Annotated in this window: 17 protein-coding genes; 10 read left to right on the forward strand and 7 right to left on the reverse strand. The window is 42.5% G+C overall.

Annotated elements, in window-relative coordinates:
• The first annotated feature begins 1 nt into the window (after window position 1).
• Genes P3T48_RS03755 through P3T48_RS03775 form a run of 5 tightly spaced genes read left to right on the forward strand, consistent with a single transcriptional unit; the run spans window position 2 to window position 4,441 of the window.
• Entirely contained in the window at window positions 2-517 is a 516-nt protein-coding gene (locus P3T48_RS03755; protein WP_276505701.1) for a hypothetical protein, read from the forward strand.
• Window positions 518-522: 5 nt separating this feature from the next.
• Complete coding sequence (locus tag P3T48_RS03760; RefSeq protein ID WP_276505702.1) at window positions 523-1,170, forward strand: Lcl C-terminal domain-containing protein; 648 nt, start codon at window positions 523-525, stop codon at window positions 1,168-1,170.
• Window positions 1,171-1,206: 36 nt separating this feature from the next.
• Entirely contained in the window at window positions 1,207-3,393 is a 2,187-nt protein-coding gene (locus tag P3T48_RS03765; protein WP_276505703.1) for a type IV secretory system conjugative DNA transfer family protein, read from the forward strand.
• Window positions 3,390-3,923 (forward strand): glycoside hydrolase family protein, encoded by a 534-nt coding sequence (locus tag P3T48_RS03770; protein ID WP_276505704.1) that lies wholly within the window; start codon window positions 3,390-3,392, stop codon window positions 3,921-3,923. The genes P3T48_RS03765 and P3T48_RS03770 overlap by 4 nt, the downstream gene beginning before the upstream one ends.
• Window positions 3,920-4,441 (forward strand): phosphoribosyltransferase, encoded by a 522-nt coding sequence (locus P3T48_RS03775; protein WP_276505705.1) that lies wholly within the window; start codon window positions 3,920-3,922, stop codon window positions 4,439-4,441. Before P3T48_RS03770 ends, P3T48_RS03775 begins: the two co-directional genes overlap by 4 nt.
• A gap of 268 nt (window positions 4,442-4,709) precedes the next feature.
• Here P3T48_RS03775 and P3T48_RS03780 read toward each other — a convergent pair whose 3' ends face one another.
• The 7 genes from P3T48_RS03780 to P3T48_RS03810 form a co-directional block, all read right to left on the reverse strand.
• Window positions 4,710-5,279: a hypothetical protein gene (locus P3T48_RS03780; RefSeq protein ID WP_141241336.1), complete on the reverse strand. Its 570-nt coding sequence runs from the start codon at window positions 5,277-5,279 to the stop codon at window positions 4,710-4,712.
• Between the two features lie 32 nt (window positions 5,280-5,311).
• Window positions 5,312-5,878 carry a DUF6642 family protein gene (locus tag P3T48_RS03785; protein WP_094881626.1) on the reverse strand — a complete coding sequence of 189 codons (567 nt, stop codon included), beginning with the start codon at window positions 5,876-5,878 and terminating at the stop codon, window positions 5,312-5,314.
• A 61-nt stretch (window positions 5,879-5,939) separates the two neighbouring features.
• A complete protein-coding gene (locus P3T48_RS03790; protein WP_276505706.1) occupies window positions 5,940-7,145 on the reverse strand; it encodes an HIRAN domain-containing protein in 1,206 nt (401 codons plus the stop codon).
• A gap of 6 nt (window positions 7,146-7,151) precedes the next feature.
• Window positions 7,152-7,823 carry a radical SAM protein gene (locus P3T48_RS03795; protein ID WP_276505707.1) on the reverse strand — a complete coding sequence of 224 codons (672 nt, stop codon included), beginning with the start codon at window positions 7,821-7,823 and terminating at the stop codon, window positions 7,152-7,154.
• 6 nt (window positions 7,824-7,829) lie between these two features.
• Window positions 7,830-9,452 carry an A1S_2505 family phage non-structural protein gene (locus P3T48_RS03800; protein ID WP_276505708.1) on the reverse strand — a complete coding sequence of 541 codons (1,623 nt, stop codon included), beginning with the start codon at window positions 9,450-9,452 and terminating at the stop codon, window positions 7,830-7,832.
• 25 nt (window positions 9,453-9,477) lie between these two features.
• The gene (locus tag P3T48_RS03805; RefSeq protein WP_276505709.1) at window positions 9,478-10,176 is read right to left on the reverse strand and encodes an exodeoxyribonuclease X C-terminal domain-containing protein; all 699 of its coding nucleotides are present in this window, start codon (window positions 10,174-10,176) and stop codon (window positions 9,478-9,480) included.
• Window positions 10,177-10,178: 2 nt separating this feature from the next.
• Complete coding sequence (locus P3T48_RS03810) at window positions 10,179-10,850, reverse strand: hypothetical protein (RefSeq protein ID WP_276505710.1); 672 nt, start codon at window positions 10,848-10,850, stop codon at window positions 10,179-10,181.
• Window positions 10,851-11,112: 262 nt separating this feature from the next.
• Between P3T48_RS03810 and P3T48_RS03815 the strand changes: the two genes are divergently transcribed.
• Genes P3T48_RS03815 through brxC form a run of 5 tightly spaced genes read left to right on the forward strand, consistent with a single transcriptional unit; the run spans window position 11,113 to window position 17,255 of the window.
• Window positions 11,113-11,310 (forward strand): helix-turn-helix transcriptional regulator, encoded by a 198-nt coding sequence (locus tag P3T48_RS03815; protein WP_094881851.1) that lies wholly within the window; start codon window positions 11,113-11,115, stop codon window positions 11,308-11,310.
• Window positions 11,311-11,327: 17 nt separating this feature from the next.
• On the forward strand, window positions 11,328-12,362 hold the full coding sequence (locus P3T48_RS03820) for a helix-turn-helix transcriptional regulator (protein ID WP_276505711.1): 1,035 nt from the start codon (window positions 11,328-11,330) through the stop codon (window positions 12,360-12,362).
• Window positions 12,363-12,391: 29 nt separating this feature from the next.
• The gene (locus P3T48_RS03825) at window positions 12,392-13,015 is read left to right on the forward strand and encodes a BrxA family protein (RefSeq protein ID WP_276505712.1); all 624 of its coding nucleotides are present in this window, start codon (window positions 12,392-12,394) and stop codon (window positions 13,013-13,015) included.
• Window position 13,016: 1 nt separating this feature from the next.
• Window positions 13,017-13,628, forward strand: coding sequence for a BREX protein BrxB domain-containing protein (locus P3T48_RS03830; RefSeq protein ID WP_276505713.1), 612 nt, complete (start codon window positions 13,017-13,019; stop codon window positions 13,626-13,628).
• A 3-nt stretch (window positions 13,629-13,631) separates the two neighbouring features.
• The gene (gene brxC, locus P3T48_RS03835) at window positions 13,632-17,255 is read left to right on the forward strand and encodes a BREX system P-loop protein BrxC (RefSeq protein ID WP_276505714.1); all 3,624 of its coding nucleotides are present in this window, start codon (window positions 13,632-13,634) and stop codon (window positions 17,253-17,255) included.
• Window positions 17,256-17,273: the final 18 nt, after the last annotated feature.

A 17,273-nucleotide genomic window follows, 5' to 3' on the forward strand; every position in this document is an offset into this window, starting at 1 on the left:
GATGAAGAAATACATTTTATCATTGATGATGGGACTGTTTGTTTCAGTCTCATCATTCGCCCAGAGCCATAGCGACCGAATATCCATTGGTGCAGGAGCCTTATATCAGAGAGGTTTGGATGCCACAATCTCATGGGAACATGAAACACGCTACCACAACGCTTGGGAGTACTTCATCAACGGTTACATCAAATGGGATGAATGTGCATCATGCGGACATGTCTGCCCAGAGTCGTTTTGGAACAACTACCGTACATGGGGAGTTGGTGCTGCCTACAAACCCTGTGTGGCAAGAGACAGGAACAACTACGGAAACCTCCGAATTGGCGCAAGTGCTGGCAGTGACACTGACAAGTTTGTCGGTGGCTTGCATGTCGGTTACGAGCATAATTTTGCCCTACGTCATGGGTGGGGATTGTTTGTTCAAGCCAAATGTGATCTCACCCTTCCCAAGCGAGAAGACTTGTTTCGCACTGGCATCGTGATAGGATTCAAGATACCCACATTAAAGAAATAGCAACAATGAAGATACTACATATCATTTATGCTACTCTCATGGCAGTAGCATTTGCCTCATGCGATGAGCATCGAGACTTTCCTGATACGGCAATGAAGACCTGCGACATCCTCTGTACAGACGGCAAAGTCGTAAGATTCGAGGAAGTTAAGTCCCAAAACAAGACTCCTATTGCTGTGGTGTTCTATGTGAATCAGAACGAGGACATCCAAGGCACAGGCTATGCTGTCTATCTAAAGGACATTGAGCCGTTTGCCTATTCTGACTCTCTCGGAATGAAGCATAACACATCAGCTGATATTGCTGCATTTGACGGTAACGGCAATACTCATGCTATGTATTCCACTGGCACTTCACCTGCAGCTTCAGCAGTCTTTGACATGTGGCAATATGGTCAGAGTGCCTACATCCCTTCCGTTGCTCAGATCAAACTCTTGTATCAAGCACGCAGTGCGGTAAATACGTATATTCGCAAGTGCGGAGGCGATGTGATTCCAGACAATCCGGATGAGTGTTGGTATTGGACTTCGACAGAGGTTAAAGACCAGGAAACAGCCAAAGCCTGGTTGTACTCGTTAGCCTCAGGAGCACTTCAAGAAACACCAAAGACGCAAGCGCATAAAGTCCGTCCAATCATTACTTTATATAATTAGCATTAAATATTCACTATAATACAAGAATAAGGTTTCATGGAGGAAACAAAAGAATTACAGACTATGTATAAGATATTCCGCTGTCTGATCTACTTATCATTGATAGTGGAGTTCTTTGAGTATGCTATAGATCCTGCGTTGCTTGACTATTGGGGTGGCATTGTTTGTGACATTCATAGCCGTGTAAAGAGGTGGTTCATCTATCTGGATGGCAACCTCGTATGGAGCAAACTTGCTACCATCGTGCTTATCTGTATCACCTGCATTGGCACCCGAAACAAGAAACACTTGGAGTTTGATGCTCGCCGTCAGGTGTTCTATCCGCTGGTGGGTGGACTGTTTGTTACCATACTGTCTATATGGCTTTTCGGTCATCATATGGACATGAGGTTCTATACCATCAGTCTGAATATCTGGCTCTACATGGCTGCCTCTATTCTTGGTACCATCTGCATCCATGTTGCCCTCGACAATATCTCCAAGTTCCTGAAGGAAGGATTGCTCAAAGACCGTTTCAACTTCGAGAACGAGTCTTTTGAGCAATGTCAGGAACTGCAGGAGAACAAGTATAGTGTAAATATCCCGATGCGCTATTACTACAAGGGCAAGTTCCGCAAAGGTTGGGTGAATATCGTGAATCCTTTCCGAGGAACATGGGTAGTTGGTACTCCTGGCTCCGGTAAGACTTTCTCCATCATTGAGCCGTTCATCCGCCAGCACAGTGCCAAGGGTTTTGCTATGGTTGTCTATGACTACAAGTTCCCTACGCTTGCGCAGAAGCTGTATTATCACTATAAGATAAACCAGAAAGCCGGAAAGGTACCACCAGGATGCAAGTTCAACATCATAAACTTTGTGGATGTAGAATACTCCAGACGTGTGAATCCTATTCAGCAGAAATACATTGGTAACCTTGCTGCAGCCAGTGAAACGGCAGAAACCCTTTTGGAGTCTTTGCAGAAAGGTAAGAAAGAAGGTGGTGGCGGTAGTGACCAGTTCTTCCAAACATCAGCGGTCAACTTCCTGGCAGCTTGTATCTATTTCTTTGTCAACTACAAGAAGGTGCCATACGACAAGAACGGCAATCCTCTTATTGCAGAGATGACAACAGAACCAAAGACTCATCGTCCGAAACCTACTGGCAGAGTCTTTGACCATACCGGCAGAGAGGTGGAACCAGAGTATTGGCTGGGCAAGTACAGTGACATGCCACATATCCTTTCTTTCCTCAATCTCGATTACCAGACCATCTTTGAGGTTTTGGAAACGGATCCTGAGGTTGCTCCTCTCCTTGGCCCATTCCAAACTGCCATGAAGAATAAGGCTATGGAACAGTTGGAAGGTATGATTGGTACACTCCGTGTCTATACCTCCCGATTGGCTACCAAGGAGTCTTATTGGATATTCCACAAGGATGGTGATGATTTTGACTTGAAGGTGTCAGATCCGAAGAATCCGTCATATCTACTCATCGCTAACGACCCAGAGATGGAAAGTATTATTGGTGCGTTGAATGCTTTGATTCTGAACCGCCTCGTCACCCGTGTCAATACTGGCCAAGGTAAGAATATCCCTGTCAGCATCATCGTGGACGAGTTGCCTACGCTCTACTTCCACAAGATAGACCGACTTATCGGTACTGCCCGAAGCAACAAGGTTAGCGTGGCTCTGGGTTTTCAGGAGTTGCCACAGCTTGAATCTGACTACGGAAAGGTGGGTATGCAGAAGGTTATCACAACTGTAGGTAACGTGGTTAGTGGTTCAGCAAGAGCAAAAGAGACTTTGGAATGGCTCTCCAACGACATCTTTGGCAAGGTAGTTCAGTTAAAGAAAGGTGTAACCATCGACCGTGACAAGACTTCCATCAATCTCAATGAGAACATGGACAGCCTTGTTCCTGCCAGTAAAATTTCAGACATGCCTACTGGTTGGATCTGTGGACAGTCAGCTCGCGACTTCATAAAGACCAAGACCGGACGAGGTGACAGCATGAATATCCAGGAATCAGCAGAGTTCCAGACCTCTAAGTTCTATTGCAAGACGGACTTCGATATGAAGAAGATTGCTGAGGAAGAAGCTGACTATGCGAACTATAAGATACCGAAGTTCTACACCTTCCCATCTAAGGATGCCAAGGAACGAATCCTATATCAGAATTTCATGAGTGTAAACCTCGATGTCAAGAATATGATTGACGAGATAAACAAATTCAAGATAAAATGACTTTCAGAAAGATAATATTATTCCTGCTTATATCACTGAGTCTGGTTGCGAATGTCCAGGCTCGAATGCCGACAGAGCGACCGGCATCAACACCGGCGTCCATTTTTGAGTTGCCACCTTTCGAGCGTGCGGTATGCTGTATAAGGTTCTATGAAGGCATGCACCAAGCTAAGGACTATCCTTATGTAGGTTATGGACATAAGCTCAGACCTGGAGAACGTTACTCTGCTAATATGTCAACATATGAAGCAGAGCAACTTCTTCGTAAAGACCTCAAAGAGTTATGTGCTATGTTTCGTTCCTATGGTCAAGACTCCCTACTCCTTGCTGCATTATCATATAATATCGGACCATACAAGGTGACCGGATATAAAGGCAAATACCCTAAAAGTTCTGTTTTAAAGAAACTCGAAGTAGGCAACCGGAACATCAGAGACGATTATGTGAACCATTGCCATTGGCGAGGGAAACGAATCCCTTCCATTGAGCGAAGACGGTATGCAGAACTCATGTTATTATTTACTCCATGACAGAAAACGAGCCAATCAAAACTGTTTCAGACGGTATCACATTCCTATCCACTGGTAGATATTATGATGGTATCAACCGGTGGGTAGCACATAAACTGAAAGATGGAGACCATGATGCCATAGACTATGCTGCTCGCCAGATAGCAAAGCTGTTACCTCAAAATGCGGTTCTCGTTCCAATTCCAGGACATCATGGCAAAGCCGAACAAACCATGGAGCTGGCAAGGGCTATCTCGTCATATACTCACCTCCCTATCGTTGATGCCCTTCGTGGCATAGAGCGAAACTCACAATATAATGCCAAGAAAAGAGGCCAGACGCTTTCTGCCGAAGATATGGGGTTCTACAGGCATAAAGACTTGCCTACAAACCGTACTCCTTATCTCATTGATAATGTAGTAGATACAGGCAATACCGCTAAGGCAGCTATCAGAGCACTTGGCTGTGGAACAGTTGCATCATTTGCTATGAGTGACACTCTTCTACAAAGAGAAGAAACCAGAAGTCTTCGGCGATAACACTATCCAAAGATTAATTTATGTCCAAACCAAGAAGAAAACAAATAAAGCCAATCGTAACTGCAACAATCTATCATTGTAAGGATTGTGCTAAAAGTTACGATTGGCATAGTAAAGCTTTAGACGGCCACCTTATCCTGTGTCGTTGTCCACACAAGCAGGAATGTGGTCGCTATTGTATATTTCTTAATGACCCACAATGTGAGCATTTCGTGAAACGGCTTGACGAAGAGAGTTCTATGCAATAGGCAACTCTCTATTCGACAAATTATAAATCATCCATAATCTGTTTTCTCAACTTTTCTTGGTTGGCGTTATCGAAGTAACTGAGCATTACATAGCAAGTCATGCTCTGATGGGTAATCTCTAATTGGATTTCGCCATTATCTCCGTTAAAGATACAATAGTATTTGCATCTGTCCATTTCCAATTCATACTTTTTCGAGCTGTCATCATTGACATAATCGTGTTGGAAATTTTCTACACAATCTTTGGGGTCTCCATATTTTTCTGAGAGCATGGATTTGTAGTTGGAATAACAGCGTTCCAAATCTCCCCACTTATCCATAGCAGGGAATATAACGGAAACTTTACAGATCATTCCGCTTTTATCAGCCACTGCACCAATGGTGCAGTCTTTATAACCGGCAAATTCACCTTTTAATAAAGATACACCATCTTGAACGCCAATAGGCATAAATCCTTTGGCCTTCAACTTGCTTGTGAATGTCTGAAGGGTACCCTCCATAGGAACACCCTTAAATTTCATGTGCTCTGTTTGTGCAGAGCAAACACCGACAATAAATGTCAGTAATAAAGTTAACAGAAAATGTTTCATAAATACTTAATTTTATATACTTATCCTTGAATCTAATATGCCTTGAATCCAAATAACTTTGTAAAGTATGGCATCTCTTTCTCTGCAAGGTCATTTATGCGTTTTGCGGCATATCCTTCGTTTCTATTGATTGCATCCATCAGCCAAGTCTCAAAAATGAAACTTGATGTTAAATCGACATCTTTGGTATATCCCGTTATCATTCTTGCTTTTGTCAACTGCTTGAACATCTTGATATCTTCTTCACGCATTTTTAAAGTACTGCAACTTCCAAAATGTACGTTTCTACCTTCAAATATCCCAAGGTTCTCCTCTTTCTCAGCGAAAGCCATCAAAGCCAAATCTGTCTTGTCAGCAAAACAGATGCACTTCTTCTGTCCATGAAAGCACAAATAGATAAGGTCATAGGCCTTGTAACTTGGCTGTTGGAGATGATCGATATAATAATTGAAATCAGATTCTGTGGCTACCTGCCTAAAAGTATATTCAATATTAATCGCATTCTCCAGAAAGTCAAGCAAAGGCAATACTGTAGACTTTTTCTTTAAGTCGTGCATGCTCTGATCCCATTCTGTTTCCAAGCAAAATATTTTATTCATCGTATTTTATTTTTATAGTTCATACACGTTTTGCATTATTGAAATCGATTTATTCATTACATCATAAGTCATTGAGGCTTGAATATTGATGACTGACAAATATATCCATGAGTTTATTCGTAAGTGATTGTGAAATGCGTTCGTCTGGTTGATATTTACCTTTTAGCAGTTCTTTTGGCAAATACAGTTCACAATCCTCCATTATAACGGGGCCAACCACGTTCGTTAAAACATAGCCAGTACAGTCATCAACTCGATGCAGATCTTCAAAGTCTTCAAGGAATGGCATGGTTTGTTCACCAATGGCAATTGTTTTCATAAGATACATGAAATACTGCTCACCATCATAATACAAGAATACCACTTTATCACCTTTATTTGGTAAGTCACGCTCCCAAGGAGGAAAACCACCCCAACGAAAATAAGTATATCCTTTCTGCCACAGTTCGTCAGCCATATGTTTCCATTTGTCCTCTTCTGTAACAACCATCATTCGTAGTCGAAAGTCATCTTTTTCAAGCTCTTCTTCGACATCTTTGTTTTTTATAAAGATAGAGATGTGAATGCGGTCACTGTAAGGCGCATCCTTTCTTAGTCCACTGATTTCTGTTTCAAAGACATCTTGCCACCCCATATCAAGTAGTGCAGCCAACGACTTATTTACCTTTCTTGGTATATATCCAAGAGTTGGTCCAACGTCCTCGTATTCAGATCCTTCATCACCTGCAATGGCTACTGCTACGGCATTTTCATCATGGACGTTGTATTTCTCACGAACAAGGACCAGTTTCGAACCGTCTTGTAGCTCGTCCCAAATATCATCAATGTTGTAAAACGCTGCACCTGCTATGTTACATTCCAGGAACAATTTTCTTTTCTCTATAGGAAAAAAGTCCATATTCCCTTCTATCGGATCGTCTGGAACAAGTCCATCTTCAATAGCAAGGTCACCTTGTAAAGGCATAGGCATACCTTGCGTTCTTTCGGAATCGTCATCAGGAACAAGAAGAGAATAATCTTCTACCTTAGTTTTGGATAGATAATTTCTTACAATTTCCCTAAGTTTGGCATCTTCTGAAATATCGGTAATACCTTTAGCTTCCAGTTTTTCTTGAAGATCAGCCAATTCGCCATCACACTTCGGGCAAGTGCCTTGACACTCACCTTTATGATTACATTCTGAAGGCGTATATTCCACGCCATACTTGTCCGCAACATAAGTACGGATAGCTTTCAGTATCTCACATTTTTCTTTTCCTTTTCTCATATCGAACTATTGTTTTGAATCAAATTTAGCTTCTCGTTCTATGTATTTGATTTGAGAAATGTTCTTAAATCCCATCCTCTTCAATTTATTAATGCTTCTATCGACATCTACCTGCGTGTTGAAATGAGGAATAAGAGGCACTTTGATTGTAACTTTATCTAATGGGACAAACTTTTTTAAGGTATGGAGTTGCAAATGAATATCAGAAGTCACCTTCGTATAATTCTTGTATATAGAATCATTCATATCCTTAACATCAACAATCCATTCATTTATATATTTGGACAAAGCCTCTATAGTCTCACATGAACAATGAAGAGATGTCTCTATTGTCAGTTTCCAATTTCTGGGGCATAGTTTAGCAAACTCAATGATAAAATCCGCATTCATTGTAGGTTCTCCACCTCCAAAACATATACCTCCGCCAGTGGATTGAAAGTAGATATTATCAATCTTCACAACATCAAACAATTCCTTTGGTGTAAGCATCCTTATGCCTTTTTGCAAAGATTTACCATCATTTTCATATATTGGGGCATGACATTGATCATTCAGGCAGTACCTACACTTCAATGGGCATCCCATGAAGGCAACGAGTGTAGTAACCCCATTTCCATCTATGCCCATACGATGTCGGCTTATACCGAATATTGGTTTTTCTATATAATATTTGTCCATCTTGTCTTAAATGAATATTTTACCATATTTAACTTTTCTAATAAGCTCCTCTATATCAAACTCAGCATTTCGCCATCTACACGATACACTATGTGCATGTTTACTATTAAACAGCTCAACAATATTTTGAATGTCTTTAGGCAATTTCTCCATGCCAAAGTTGTACAGAGCATAAGGCATCTTGTTATAATAAGCACCAGCAATGGCTCCAGTTATAGCTCCCATTGTATCTGCATCACCTCCTAACGAGATACATAACCGCAAAGCATCCTCATAGTCTTTGCTGTCGAGAAAAGCAATGATGGATTCTGGCACTGTACCTTGACAACTGCCGTCAAATCCATATGTTGGACGTATGTCATCGCAACTTCTGTTAAGATCGTAACCGAATGTTTCGGTGATAAAGCGACGTATTTCCTCCTTAGAGTTACCAGTTTTTGCCATAAAAATAGCAGCTGCCGTAGCCTGTGCTCCCTTAATGCCTTCGGGATGGTTGTGCGTCACTTCGGCACATATCTTTGCAACTTTCATTGTCTCTTCCAGGGTATCAAATGCAAAGCCGACTGCAGACACACGCATTGCAGAACCATTGCCCCATGAATTATATGGTTTCGAATTGTCTTTGCGTAGCCACTGTGAGAACATGTTACCATATGCTCCCATAGGATTAGGATATTTGCGTCCCCATTGCTGCATACGTTCAACTAATCCCTTCTTGGTATGCCGCTTATCGTTCAAAATCCAGTCAGCCACAGCAATGGTCATTATAGTGTCATCGGTGTAGTCCATTCTCTTATCTTGGATGTTTATATCCGTTGACTTATGCGGATCAAACTCATAGATACTTCCTGCAATGTCCCCTAATATAGCTCCCATGAGCATTGGGCAGTACTCGTTGACAGGCTTCTTTTGATGTTCATTACTTTTTCTTGAAACATTAGTATAGTCAAGAGCTTCGTACCAACTGCGAAACGTATCAGGCGTCTCGCACCAACCCCAATGGCAGAAACGATTGTAAAGAATTGCCTTCATGGATATTGGCACACCATCATTGGCACAGAAATCGCCAAGCCCTTCTCTTATGTAACACAGGGTTTCGTTCAATAGATAATCATCATTATTAAAATGAAATCTAACCCAATATCCTTCATATTGATGACCCACATGAGCACCACAATCCTCCGGAATATTTTTGCCATAGTAGAAACAATGTTCAAGATAAGGAGCTACTATTATGTCATAGAACTCTTTGGGAAGATATATGTTACAAACTGCTATAGCTTGCTTGAATAGTGGCGCTATCTCTTCATCCTTAAAACCTGCTATGCCACAGCCTATACGTGTGACGAGGAACTTCTTCTCCTGATGTTCCTTTGCAAACCCAACAAACTCGTCAACGTATGGTTTGATAGTTTCCACACCTCCTTGCATAGTTGGTATGGCATAAGCTTGGCCTGTCAACCCTACACCTACTCCCCATTGAGCTCCAAATTTATTATGTGCAGCTTTTGCTGCACCCCCAAGATGTTTTCCTGCAAGATTACTACCAAAGACGAAAATTTCATCCTTTTCAAGCATATCTATTCTACCCGAAGCTATATTGGGGTTTTCCGTTCTATTCTTGCTCATAATCTTACTATTTTTACGTTTATGATTAACTCTCAGATGTCAGTTTCTCCCAATCTATGATAAAATCAGGATTTTGACTTTCCATCCATTTCAAGTATTGAACATCATCGTTATAGACGCTTTGCAGGGTTTTACCCCGATATTTACCGAATGTTATCAAATCATCTGGTTGCAATGTCTTTAGATTACTTCTGTGATATTCAATTATAGAGTCTATATCAGCTAACAATCGCTGAGACTCAATGATTGCCCACTTTACATAGTTCCAGTCTGCATCAATAACTTCTCTAATAGTTTTGTTCTTATATTTTCCGAATGTAAACACATCATCCAATCCGAGTACTTTAACTTCATGCTCTATTGCACCTTCTCCTTGTATTTCAAGTAATGCCCAGGAGCCACATCCGCAGTTTGGTATTGGCTGAGGTTCCGTATCGTCCTTCTTACACCAACATAATTCTGGTGTGTCTGAACTATCTGCCCTTTCGCCATTACGATAATAGAAGCCATAAGCGGTACCATACTTACCAAATCTGCCATGTGGTTCTACTCTAACAACCTGAACGTATTGATTTCTGTACCAATCAGATACTCTACCATCAGGAAACCTTTGGGCAGTAAAAGGTAGAACTCTACCAATATCATAGTAGAGCTCCATTATATTGTTTTGTGGGAACTTGCAATTTATTGCATCTACAAGTTTCTGTTTATCTTCTGTATTCATACTTATAAATTATCTGTTCTCCAATCGAGCAATTCATCATCCGTTGTTGTTGGATAGTTGTAATGCTCAATCAATTCTCGTTCCGTAAATGTTCTTTTGAAAGTACTGCCTAAAAGCAGAACGATCATATCATCCACCCTTCTGTTACACTCTTGGAGCTTGGAATTGTAAAGCCCTTGAAGAGCCTTTGTACCAATGTATGCTCCTGTACGTGCCTCCAAGATGCCAGAGAAAGTGTTTTCCAACTCCTCTGTAGCAATCCTATAACGAAGAAGAACATTCAGAAGTTGCTCTCTGTCCTCGTTTAGCTGAAATTGTTTCAGCAGATGTTCCATTCGCCATGATTCATCGGACACTTCACAGAGCTTCTTTTTGAGTTGCTCAAAGTCCGACACATCGATATTCGATTCCGACAGAACTTTTCTGTTGTCGAAATTTGAGAATACAAGGCTGATGATTTCGAATGGATCCGACTCTTTCAAATTGTAATCGAGATAACCACTTATTACAGCTGCTACCCTACGAATCCTTACCTGGCTGTCCCAAGGAAGGTTTTGAAAAGGAATCGTGTCATTCGTCATCCAGGCGATGCCTATATATTCCCTCACTAATCTGTTGGCATCCCATGAAGCAATTTTGCCTTTAGAATTATATTCTATTTGAGCTTTTTTCATATCATTGTTTATTAAAAATCTCAATTCTTTGGCAAAGGTAAATCACATTTATGCAGCCTATCTGCATCTCAAAATAAAAATCGATAAAATCTTCTTGAATGCCTTAAATACCCAATTTTGGGGCAAAGATACAAAATACTTGGACATAAATTGATGTTTTTATCATTTTTTTGAGCGTAAAGCCTCTTTTTTTCCAATTTTATTATGATATTTCGAATAAAAACACTACTTTTGCATATGTAGAAACATTAAATAAGCAATTATGGAAAATAAAGACCTGAACCGGCTGAAAGTTGTTCTAGCTGAAAAAAAGAGAACCAACAAATGGCTCGCTGAACAATTAGGTAAAGATCCTGCAACGATCTCCAAGTGGTGTACCAACAATGCACAACCGAATTTGGAGAATCTTGTTGAGATTGCAAAGTGTCTTGGAGTCACAGTCAATGATTTAATTCGATAATGTAAAAGGAACCCAGTATGCCAACAAACAAGAATGCAGCTATACGCTACCAGACTCTCGATAAATGCTTTCGAGACAGACGACATCGATACTACATGGAAGACCTCATCGACAAGTGCGAAGAGGCCATCTACTACTATAATGGCGTAGGAGGAGTAAGTCGGCGACAGATATTTGAGGACATCAGATTCATGGAAAGTGAAACAGGCTGGAGTGTGCCGCTTGAAAGAAAGCAAGATGGCAGAAGGGTTTATTATCGATACAGTGATCCTGACTTTACCATCAATGCCCAACCACTGACAGAAGATGAAGCACGACAGCTTCGCTCTGTCATCATTACCCTCAGGCGTTTCAGAGGATTGCCAAGCAACGCATGGGTGGATGAAGTCATTTCCAACCTGGAATGGCGATTTGGACTTAGAGGCAAGCAGGAGAACATGATTGGCTTTGAACAAAACCCCTATCTCAGGGGACTGAACTTACTGCCTGACATCATAGATGCTGCTACAAGCCATCAAGCTGTAAGAATCACGTATCGCAACTATAAGAATTGCGATGAGGAGTACACTGTTGTTGTGCATCCTTGGTACATCAAGCAATACAACAACCGATGGTTCCTTATGGCGTATGATGCCGAGGCTGACAGAATATCAAACTATGCCCTCGACCGAATACAGAACTTCAATGTAGAGGAAGATGTGGCATACATACCAAATAAAGAGGTCGATTTTGAACACTACTTCGATGATGTGTTCGGTGTGACAATACCGCCATCAGATGTTGAAAAGATTAGGGTTCTGCTTCAATTCTCAAAAAAGCAATACCCTTATATCGTGTCCAAGCCCCTGCATCATTCGCAGGAAATAGTAGATGCAGAAAACCGCATTCTGGCTGTTGAAGTACGACCGACATACGAGTTTACGCAATTGATACTTTCATTTGGATTTGACGTTAAAGTACTCGAACCCGAGCCTTTCAAACAGGAGATATTGGCAAATCTACGTCGTAATTTGCAGAATTATGATGAAATGCAGATAGACTGCACCGATTAGTATTACATTTGCAAAAGTATTTAATAATAATGAATAAGAATAATAGTCCATATACAGCAGCATTGACAGGTGGGGGCTTTCTTTTCGAAGAGACACTCACCCTGTTGCCTTTACTTCAGGCTGAGAACAGTGAAGAACTGCTCCAAGAAGAAAAGGTTAACAACAATCTGCTGCATATCAATGCAGAAACAGCTCGTTCAAGAAACATTCACGAGATTAAGAGGCGTTATCAAACAATGCCTCCTTCATTCTGGAATGATTTCAAGGAAATGAGCGATAGTGACAAGGTGATAGCTCTGTTCTATGTGATACTTAAAACATACAAGATATGTTTCGACTTCCACGTGAATGTAACCATGCGCAAGTGGAACAGCATTTCGAAGAGCATAGACAAGGAAGACCTCATGATGGAGTTCAATGAAATCGCTGCCAAAGACGAGTTTGTTGACTCATGGAGTGACTCTACTAAGGGAAAGGTGGCAGGAGCCTACCTCACCATCCTGAGAAAGGTGGGAATGCTGACCAATGACAACCGTCTTCATTCCCTGGTCTGCAACAATTACGACTACTACTTGGCGAAGGGAGAACCATGGTTCTTGGAAGCCTGTCTCCTGCAGCCATACGAAATAGATAACATAAAGAAATTAATGTGATATGACGATAAAAGAACTTGATGACAAACTGAACAGCCCTGGTTTCCAGGACACGGAGAACGGCGACCTGTTCTACAACTTCTTCATTTACCAATATCCGGCTGAGAAGGAGTATGACATCCGTCGGCAGATACAGGAGTTCAAGGCGAATCTCATTCGCCCTATCAACTATGTGGATGTACTTACGCTGAATCTGTTTGAGGAGTTTTGTAAATTTCTCGACCAGAAAAAGTTCCTGCGTCATCCGTCCATGCTGAAATACCAGTTGGAGAAAGAGCAGAACGATCCGTCCAAGGCACAGAACACCCAAGACACACTGACCCGTAATGCCCATTCTCCTGAATTCGTGCAGTACATTCATCAACGTATTATCGACCATATCACCATCAAGGATCAATACCGTCGTCCATACGTTTTCTTGTATGGCATCGGCAGTATGTTCCCATATCTGAGAGTTAATGAGTTTCTTGCCCTCTATGAGGACTACAACGATACGGGAAAGTATAAGATTATCGTCTTTTACCCAGGACATCGTGACCAGAACTCTTTCCGTCTGTTTGATACGCTCCCAGACAATCACACTTATCGTGCAACCCTACTTATCAATGAGTAACTTATGAAACTGAAAGATTTATATAGCAAGCCAATCAACCGTGCTGTCAATCCTGCCGTCAGTGCAACCAAGTTTGACCCAGAGACAGAACGAATAGAAATAGATGAATACGTATTTACGGATGAGATTATCAATGGTCTCTTCCGCATACTCGATGCCATCAAGAACAACAAATCGTTTGCCCATGTAGGTATCTGGATTGACGGTTACTATGGTTCGGGTAAATCTCACTTCCTGAAATATCTCGACTACTGTATTACTCCTGCTACCCGCGAGAGAGCCGTAAACCGACTTTTGGAAGCTGTAAAAGCCATCGACCCTCTCGACGAGAAGCACAACCTCAGTTTCGATTACGACGAGTTGCTCTCCATCGCTAACTGGTTGAAGCGTGCCACCATCGACACTTGCATCTTCAACCTGGAAACCAGCTACGACAACTCTACAGACAAGAAGAAGGCTTTCCTTCACGTATTCTGGAATGAGTTCAACGGCAAGCGTGGCTTCAACAAGTTCAATATCACCCTCGCACAGAACCTGGAAAAGCCTCTTGCCGAGAAAGGCGTGTTCGAAGCCTTCAAGGAGCGCATTGCTGAGGAAGGTGGCGACTGGAATGACCCAGGTATGGCTGCCGACTTGATTGACAACGAGCTGGATTGGGTGTTGGATATTGCCAAAGAGCTTGCCCCTACCCTTTCTGTAGATAGCATCCGTGAGCGCATCATCAAGAGAGACACCAATATGAGCATCGACCGCTTCGGAATGGAACTGGCTTCCTACCTGAAGGACAAGGGCGATGACTACCGTCTCATTCTCCTTGCCGATGAGGTGAGCCAGTTCATCAACAAAGAGCGTGACCGTTATCTCAACCTCCAGGAGATTATCACCAAACTTTCTGAGGCTTGCGACAACAAGGTATGGGTGGCTTGTACCGCCCAGCAAGACCTTTCTGAGATTATGGACGATTGCCAGATTGCAGAAGAGAAGGATAAGGAAGGTAAGATTAAGGGACGCTTCGAAGTGAAGGTTTCCCTGAAAGGCACACAGCCAGAGGTGATTACCCAGAAGCGTATTCTCGACAAGAAAGAGGAAGTAAAACCAGAACTTGCTGCCCTCTACAACAAATATAAGGCAGGTTTCGACCTTCAGTTCAAGCTGCCAACATCATATAGTAGCTACGAATCACAAGACGATTTCGTGGACTACTACCCTTTCGTGCCTTATCAGTTCAAGCTGATTATGCAGGTATTCAACTCGTTCCTCAACCTCGGCTATGTAGCCAAGGAGGTAAAGGGTAACGAGCGAAGCATCATCAAGGTGATTCACTCTACTGCCAAGACGAATGCAGATGCAGAGTTGGGCAAGTTCATCTCTTTCGACGAACTCTATAACAATATGTTCGAAGAAGGATTGCAGGCTCGTGGACAAAAGGCTGTGGATAATGCTTTGCGCATGGCTCGCACCTACCAGACCGATCGCCCAGAGCGCACCCGTCTTGCCGTAAGAGTAGCTAATGTGCTCTTCATGATCTGTAATATTTCGCAGACCGACCAGCTGGTCTTCCCTGCCACATTGGATAATGTAACCTCACTCCTTATCAACGATATGGAGACTCCTCGCCTCAATATCAAGAACGAGGTAGAGAAGGTAATAGAATTCCTTTGCGACAACAACATCATCCGTCGTGAGCAGGGCAAGCAGGGCGCACCTGAAACCTACGCCTTCTATAGTGAAGAAGAAATGAAGGTGGCTCAGCTCATTCAGAGCCAGGTGGTTGACAACAACACCCAGGCTGAGCAGTTGAAGGAAATCTTCAACCGCTACATCACGGCTCTCCGCAACAAGGAGCAATACAAGACACGCAGTTTCTCCGTGGGTCTTACCATCAAGCAGCGCACCTTCCTCAGCAATAATCCTGATGTGCAGGTAGAGTTCGTAATGGATGCAGACTACGAAAGTGCTGAGCAGTTGGCTTTGCAGAACAGCAATGTCAACCGCATGGTTTACTACGTGGGACCTCAATATCGTGACAACAAGCGTCTGTACAATGCCTTCTACTGGTATTGCCAGGCAAACCGCTATATGGCTACTCCGGTAACAAGCGAGGACAACAAAAAGGCACGTGATGAGTTTGAGAAACGTGCCAACGAACTTTACGATGGAATCATCAGAAAGGAGTTTGAGAAGATTCTCGACACCTGTCCAATCATCTCTGGTCTCAGCGTAATAGATGAAGCAGAGTTGGGACAGAAGCGTGGCAATGATCGCTATCGTGTGGCGATGGATAAACATCTTTCCAGCATCTATACCAAGGCTAATCTGGTAGATTACTCAAGTATGCCTCGCACCACGGAGCAGTTAAAGAAGGCCATTCTCCGAAATGTCAACCCAGGAGACTACGATGGAATGAATGCCGTTCTTACAGATGCAGAGCATGAAGTGGAGATTTATCTCAACAAGCAGTTTGCTGAGGTAAATGTTTCTGACGTGCTTGCCAAGTTTGCCAAGGCTCCATACGGATGGGACAACATCTGTACGCTCTATATTATCAATGAGTTGGTACGTCGTCACAATCGTGACTACTCATACGCTAACAATCCTAATGTAGAGACATCAACAGTTGCCAACCGCATCGTCAGCGAGTCAAACAAGTTCACATTGCGTCAGGCTAAGGTCATCTCTCCGCAGGTGATTCAGAACTTCATTGCTGCATGGAAAGAGATTTTCGGTATTTCTGCCGTTCCAAGTTCCACAGATAGTACTCAGCTCTTCCGTGCCTGCCGAGACATAGAGAGTGACCGCAGTCTTGCCAAGTTCATCAAAGGCTATAGAGAAAATATTGAGAAAAGAATCGCAGGTTATCAGTTCTGCCAACCTATCCGTGAGGCTATTGAGCTCTTCGAGTCATGGCTCAACGAGCGTGATCCACTGAAGTTCTTTAATCTTGTCATAGCAGCAAAGGATGAAGCCAAAGTACTTATAGATAAGTGCAAAGAAGTGGCACAGTTTACTCACGACCAGCTTGATACATACAAGCAGCTCCTCCAGTTCCTGGATGACAACCAGTATAATTTCCCATTCGTTCCGATGGAGATGCAGGGAGCAGTTTCCGACTTCAATAAGTTGAAAAACGACCCATGGCCAATATCAGGTCTTCGTGGTTACATCAAGCTGCAACGCCAGTTATCAGGCATATTGGATGGTGTACGTGATGAACTCCGTGAGAAGATTAAAGCAGCCTATAATGATATGTTCGACTATCTGAAGCAGGTGGCCGAGAAACAGCATGTTCCTGAGAGTGTACTGTCTGACCGTGAAACAGTTATCCGTGTCAAGACCACTCCAAACAATATACTGGTATTGCAGAATAACGCCAATACAGATACGTTCTATCAGGAACAGGTGGATAAGATTATGTCTTATAACCCTCCTCAGCCTCCAGGAGGTGAAGGAGGCGGCAAACCAGAACCACCAAAAACTCCAGACAAGCGCATCCGCAAGGCTTCTTTGCAGACTAAGACAAAGTTGCCTATAACAAATGCAGAGGATATAGAACGCTACCTGGAAGGTCTGCGCCAGCAGCTCGAAAAACTGCTTGTTGACCAGGATGGTGTAATGATTATCAAATAAAATCCATGTTCAAAAGAT

The sequence above is a fragment of the Segatella intestinalis genome, from assembly GCF_029348455.1.
Taxonomy (GTDB): Bacteria; Bacteroidota; Bacteroidia; order Bacteroidales; family Bacteroidaceae; genus Prevotella.

Bases quoted from the DNA above. Each gene is read 5' to 3' on its own strand.
- P3T48_RS03785 (WP_094881626.1), bottom strand. From the start codon at position 5,878: ATGAATAAAATATTTTGCTTGGAAACAGAATGGGATCAGAGCATGCAC.
- brxC (WP_276505714.1), top strand. From the start codon at position 13,632: ATGAAACTGAAAGATTTATATAGCAAGCCAATCAACCGTGCTGTCAAT.
- P3T48_RS03805 (WP_276505709.1), bottom strand. From the start codon at position 10,176: ATGAATACAGAAGATAAACAGAAACTTGTAGATGCAATAAATTGCAAG.
- P3T48_RS03820 (WP_276505711.1), top strand. From the start codon at position 11,328: ATGCCAACAAACAAGAATGCAGCTATACGCTACCAGACTCTCGATAAA.
- P3T48_RS03790 (WP_276505706.1), bottom strand. From the start codon at position 7,145: ATGAGAAAAGGAAAAGAAAAATGTGAGATACTGAAAGCTATCCGTACT.
- P3T48_RS03810 (WP_276505710.1), bottom strand. From the start codon at position 10,850: ATGAAAAAAGCTCAAATAGAATATAATTCTAAAGGCAAAATTGCTTCA.
- P3T48_RS03800 (WP_276505708.1), bottom strand. From the start codon at position 9,452: ATGAGCAAGAATAGAACGGAAAACCCCAATATAGCTTCGGGTAGAATA.
- P3T48_RS03780 (WP_141241336.1), bottom strand. From the start codon at position 5,279: ATGAAACATTTTCTGTTAACTTTATTACTGACATTTATTGTCGGTGTT.
- P3T48_RS03770 (WP_276505704.1), top strand. From the start codon at position 3,390: ATGACTTTCAGAAAGATAATATTATTCCTGCTTATATCACTGAGTCTG.
- P3T48_RS03765 (WP_276505703.1), top strand. From the start codon at position 1,207: ATGGAGGAAACAAAAGAATTACAGACTATGTATAAGATATTCCGCTGT.
- P3T48_RS03755 (WP_276505701.1), top strand. From the start codon at position 2: ATGAAGAAATACATTTTATCATTGATGATGGGACTGTTTGTTTCAGTC.
- P3T48_RS03775 (WP_276505705.1), top strand. From the start codon at position 3,920: ATGACAGAAAACGAGCCAATCAAAACTGTTTCAGACGGTATCACATTC.
- P3T48_RS03825 (WP_276505712.1), top strand. From the start codon at position 12,392: ATGAATAAGAATAATAGTCCATATACAGCAGCATTGACAGGTGGGGGC.
- P3T48_RS03760 (WP_276505702.1), top strand. From the start codon at position 523: ATGAAGATACTACATATCATTTATGCTACTCTCATGGCAGTAGCATTT.
- P3T48_RS03815 (WP_094881851.1), top strand. From the start codon at position 11,113: ATGGAAAATAAAGACCTGAACCGGCTGAAAGTTGTTCTAGCTGAAAAA.
- P3T48_RS03830 (WP_276505713.1), top strand. From the start codon at position 13,017: ATGACGATAAAAGAACTTGATGACAAACTGAACAGCCCTGGTTTCCAG.
- P3T48_RS03795 (WP_276505707.1), bottom strand. From the start codon at position 7,823: ATGGACAAATATTATATAGAAAAACCAATATTCGGTATAAGCCGACAT.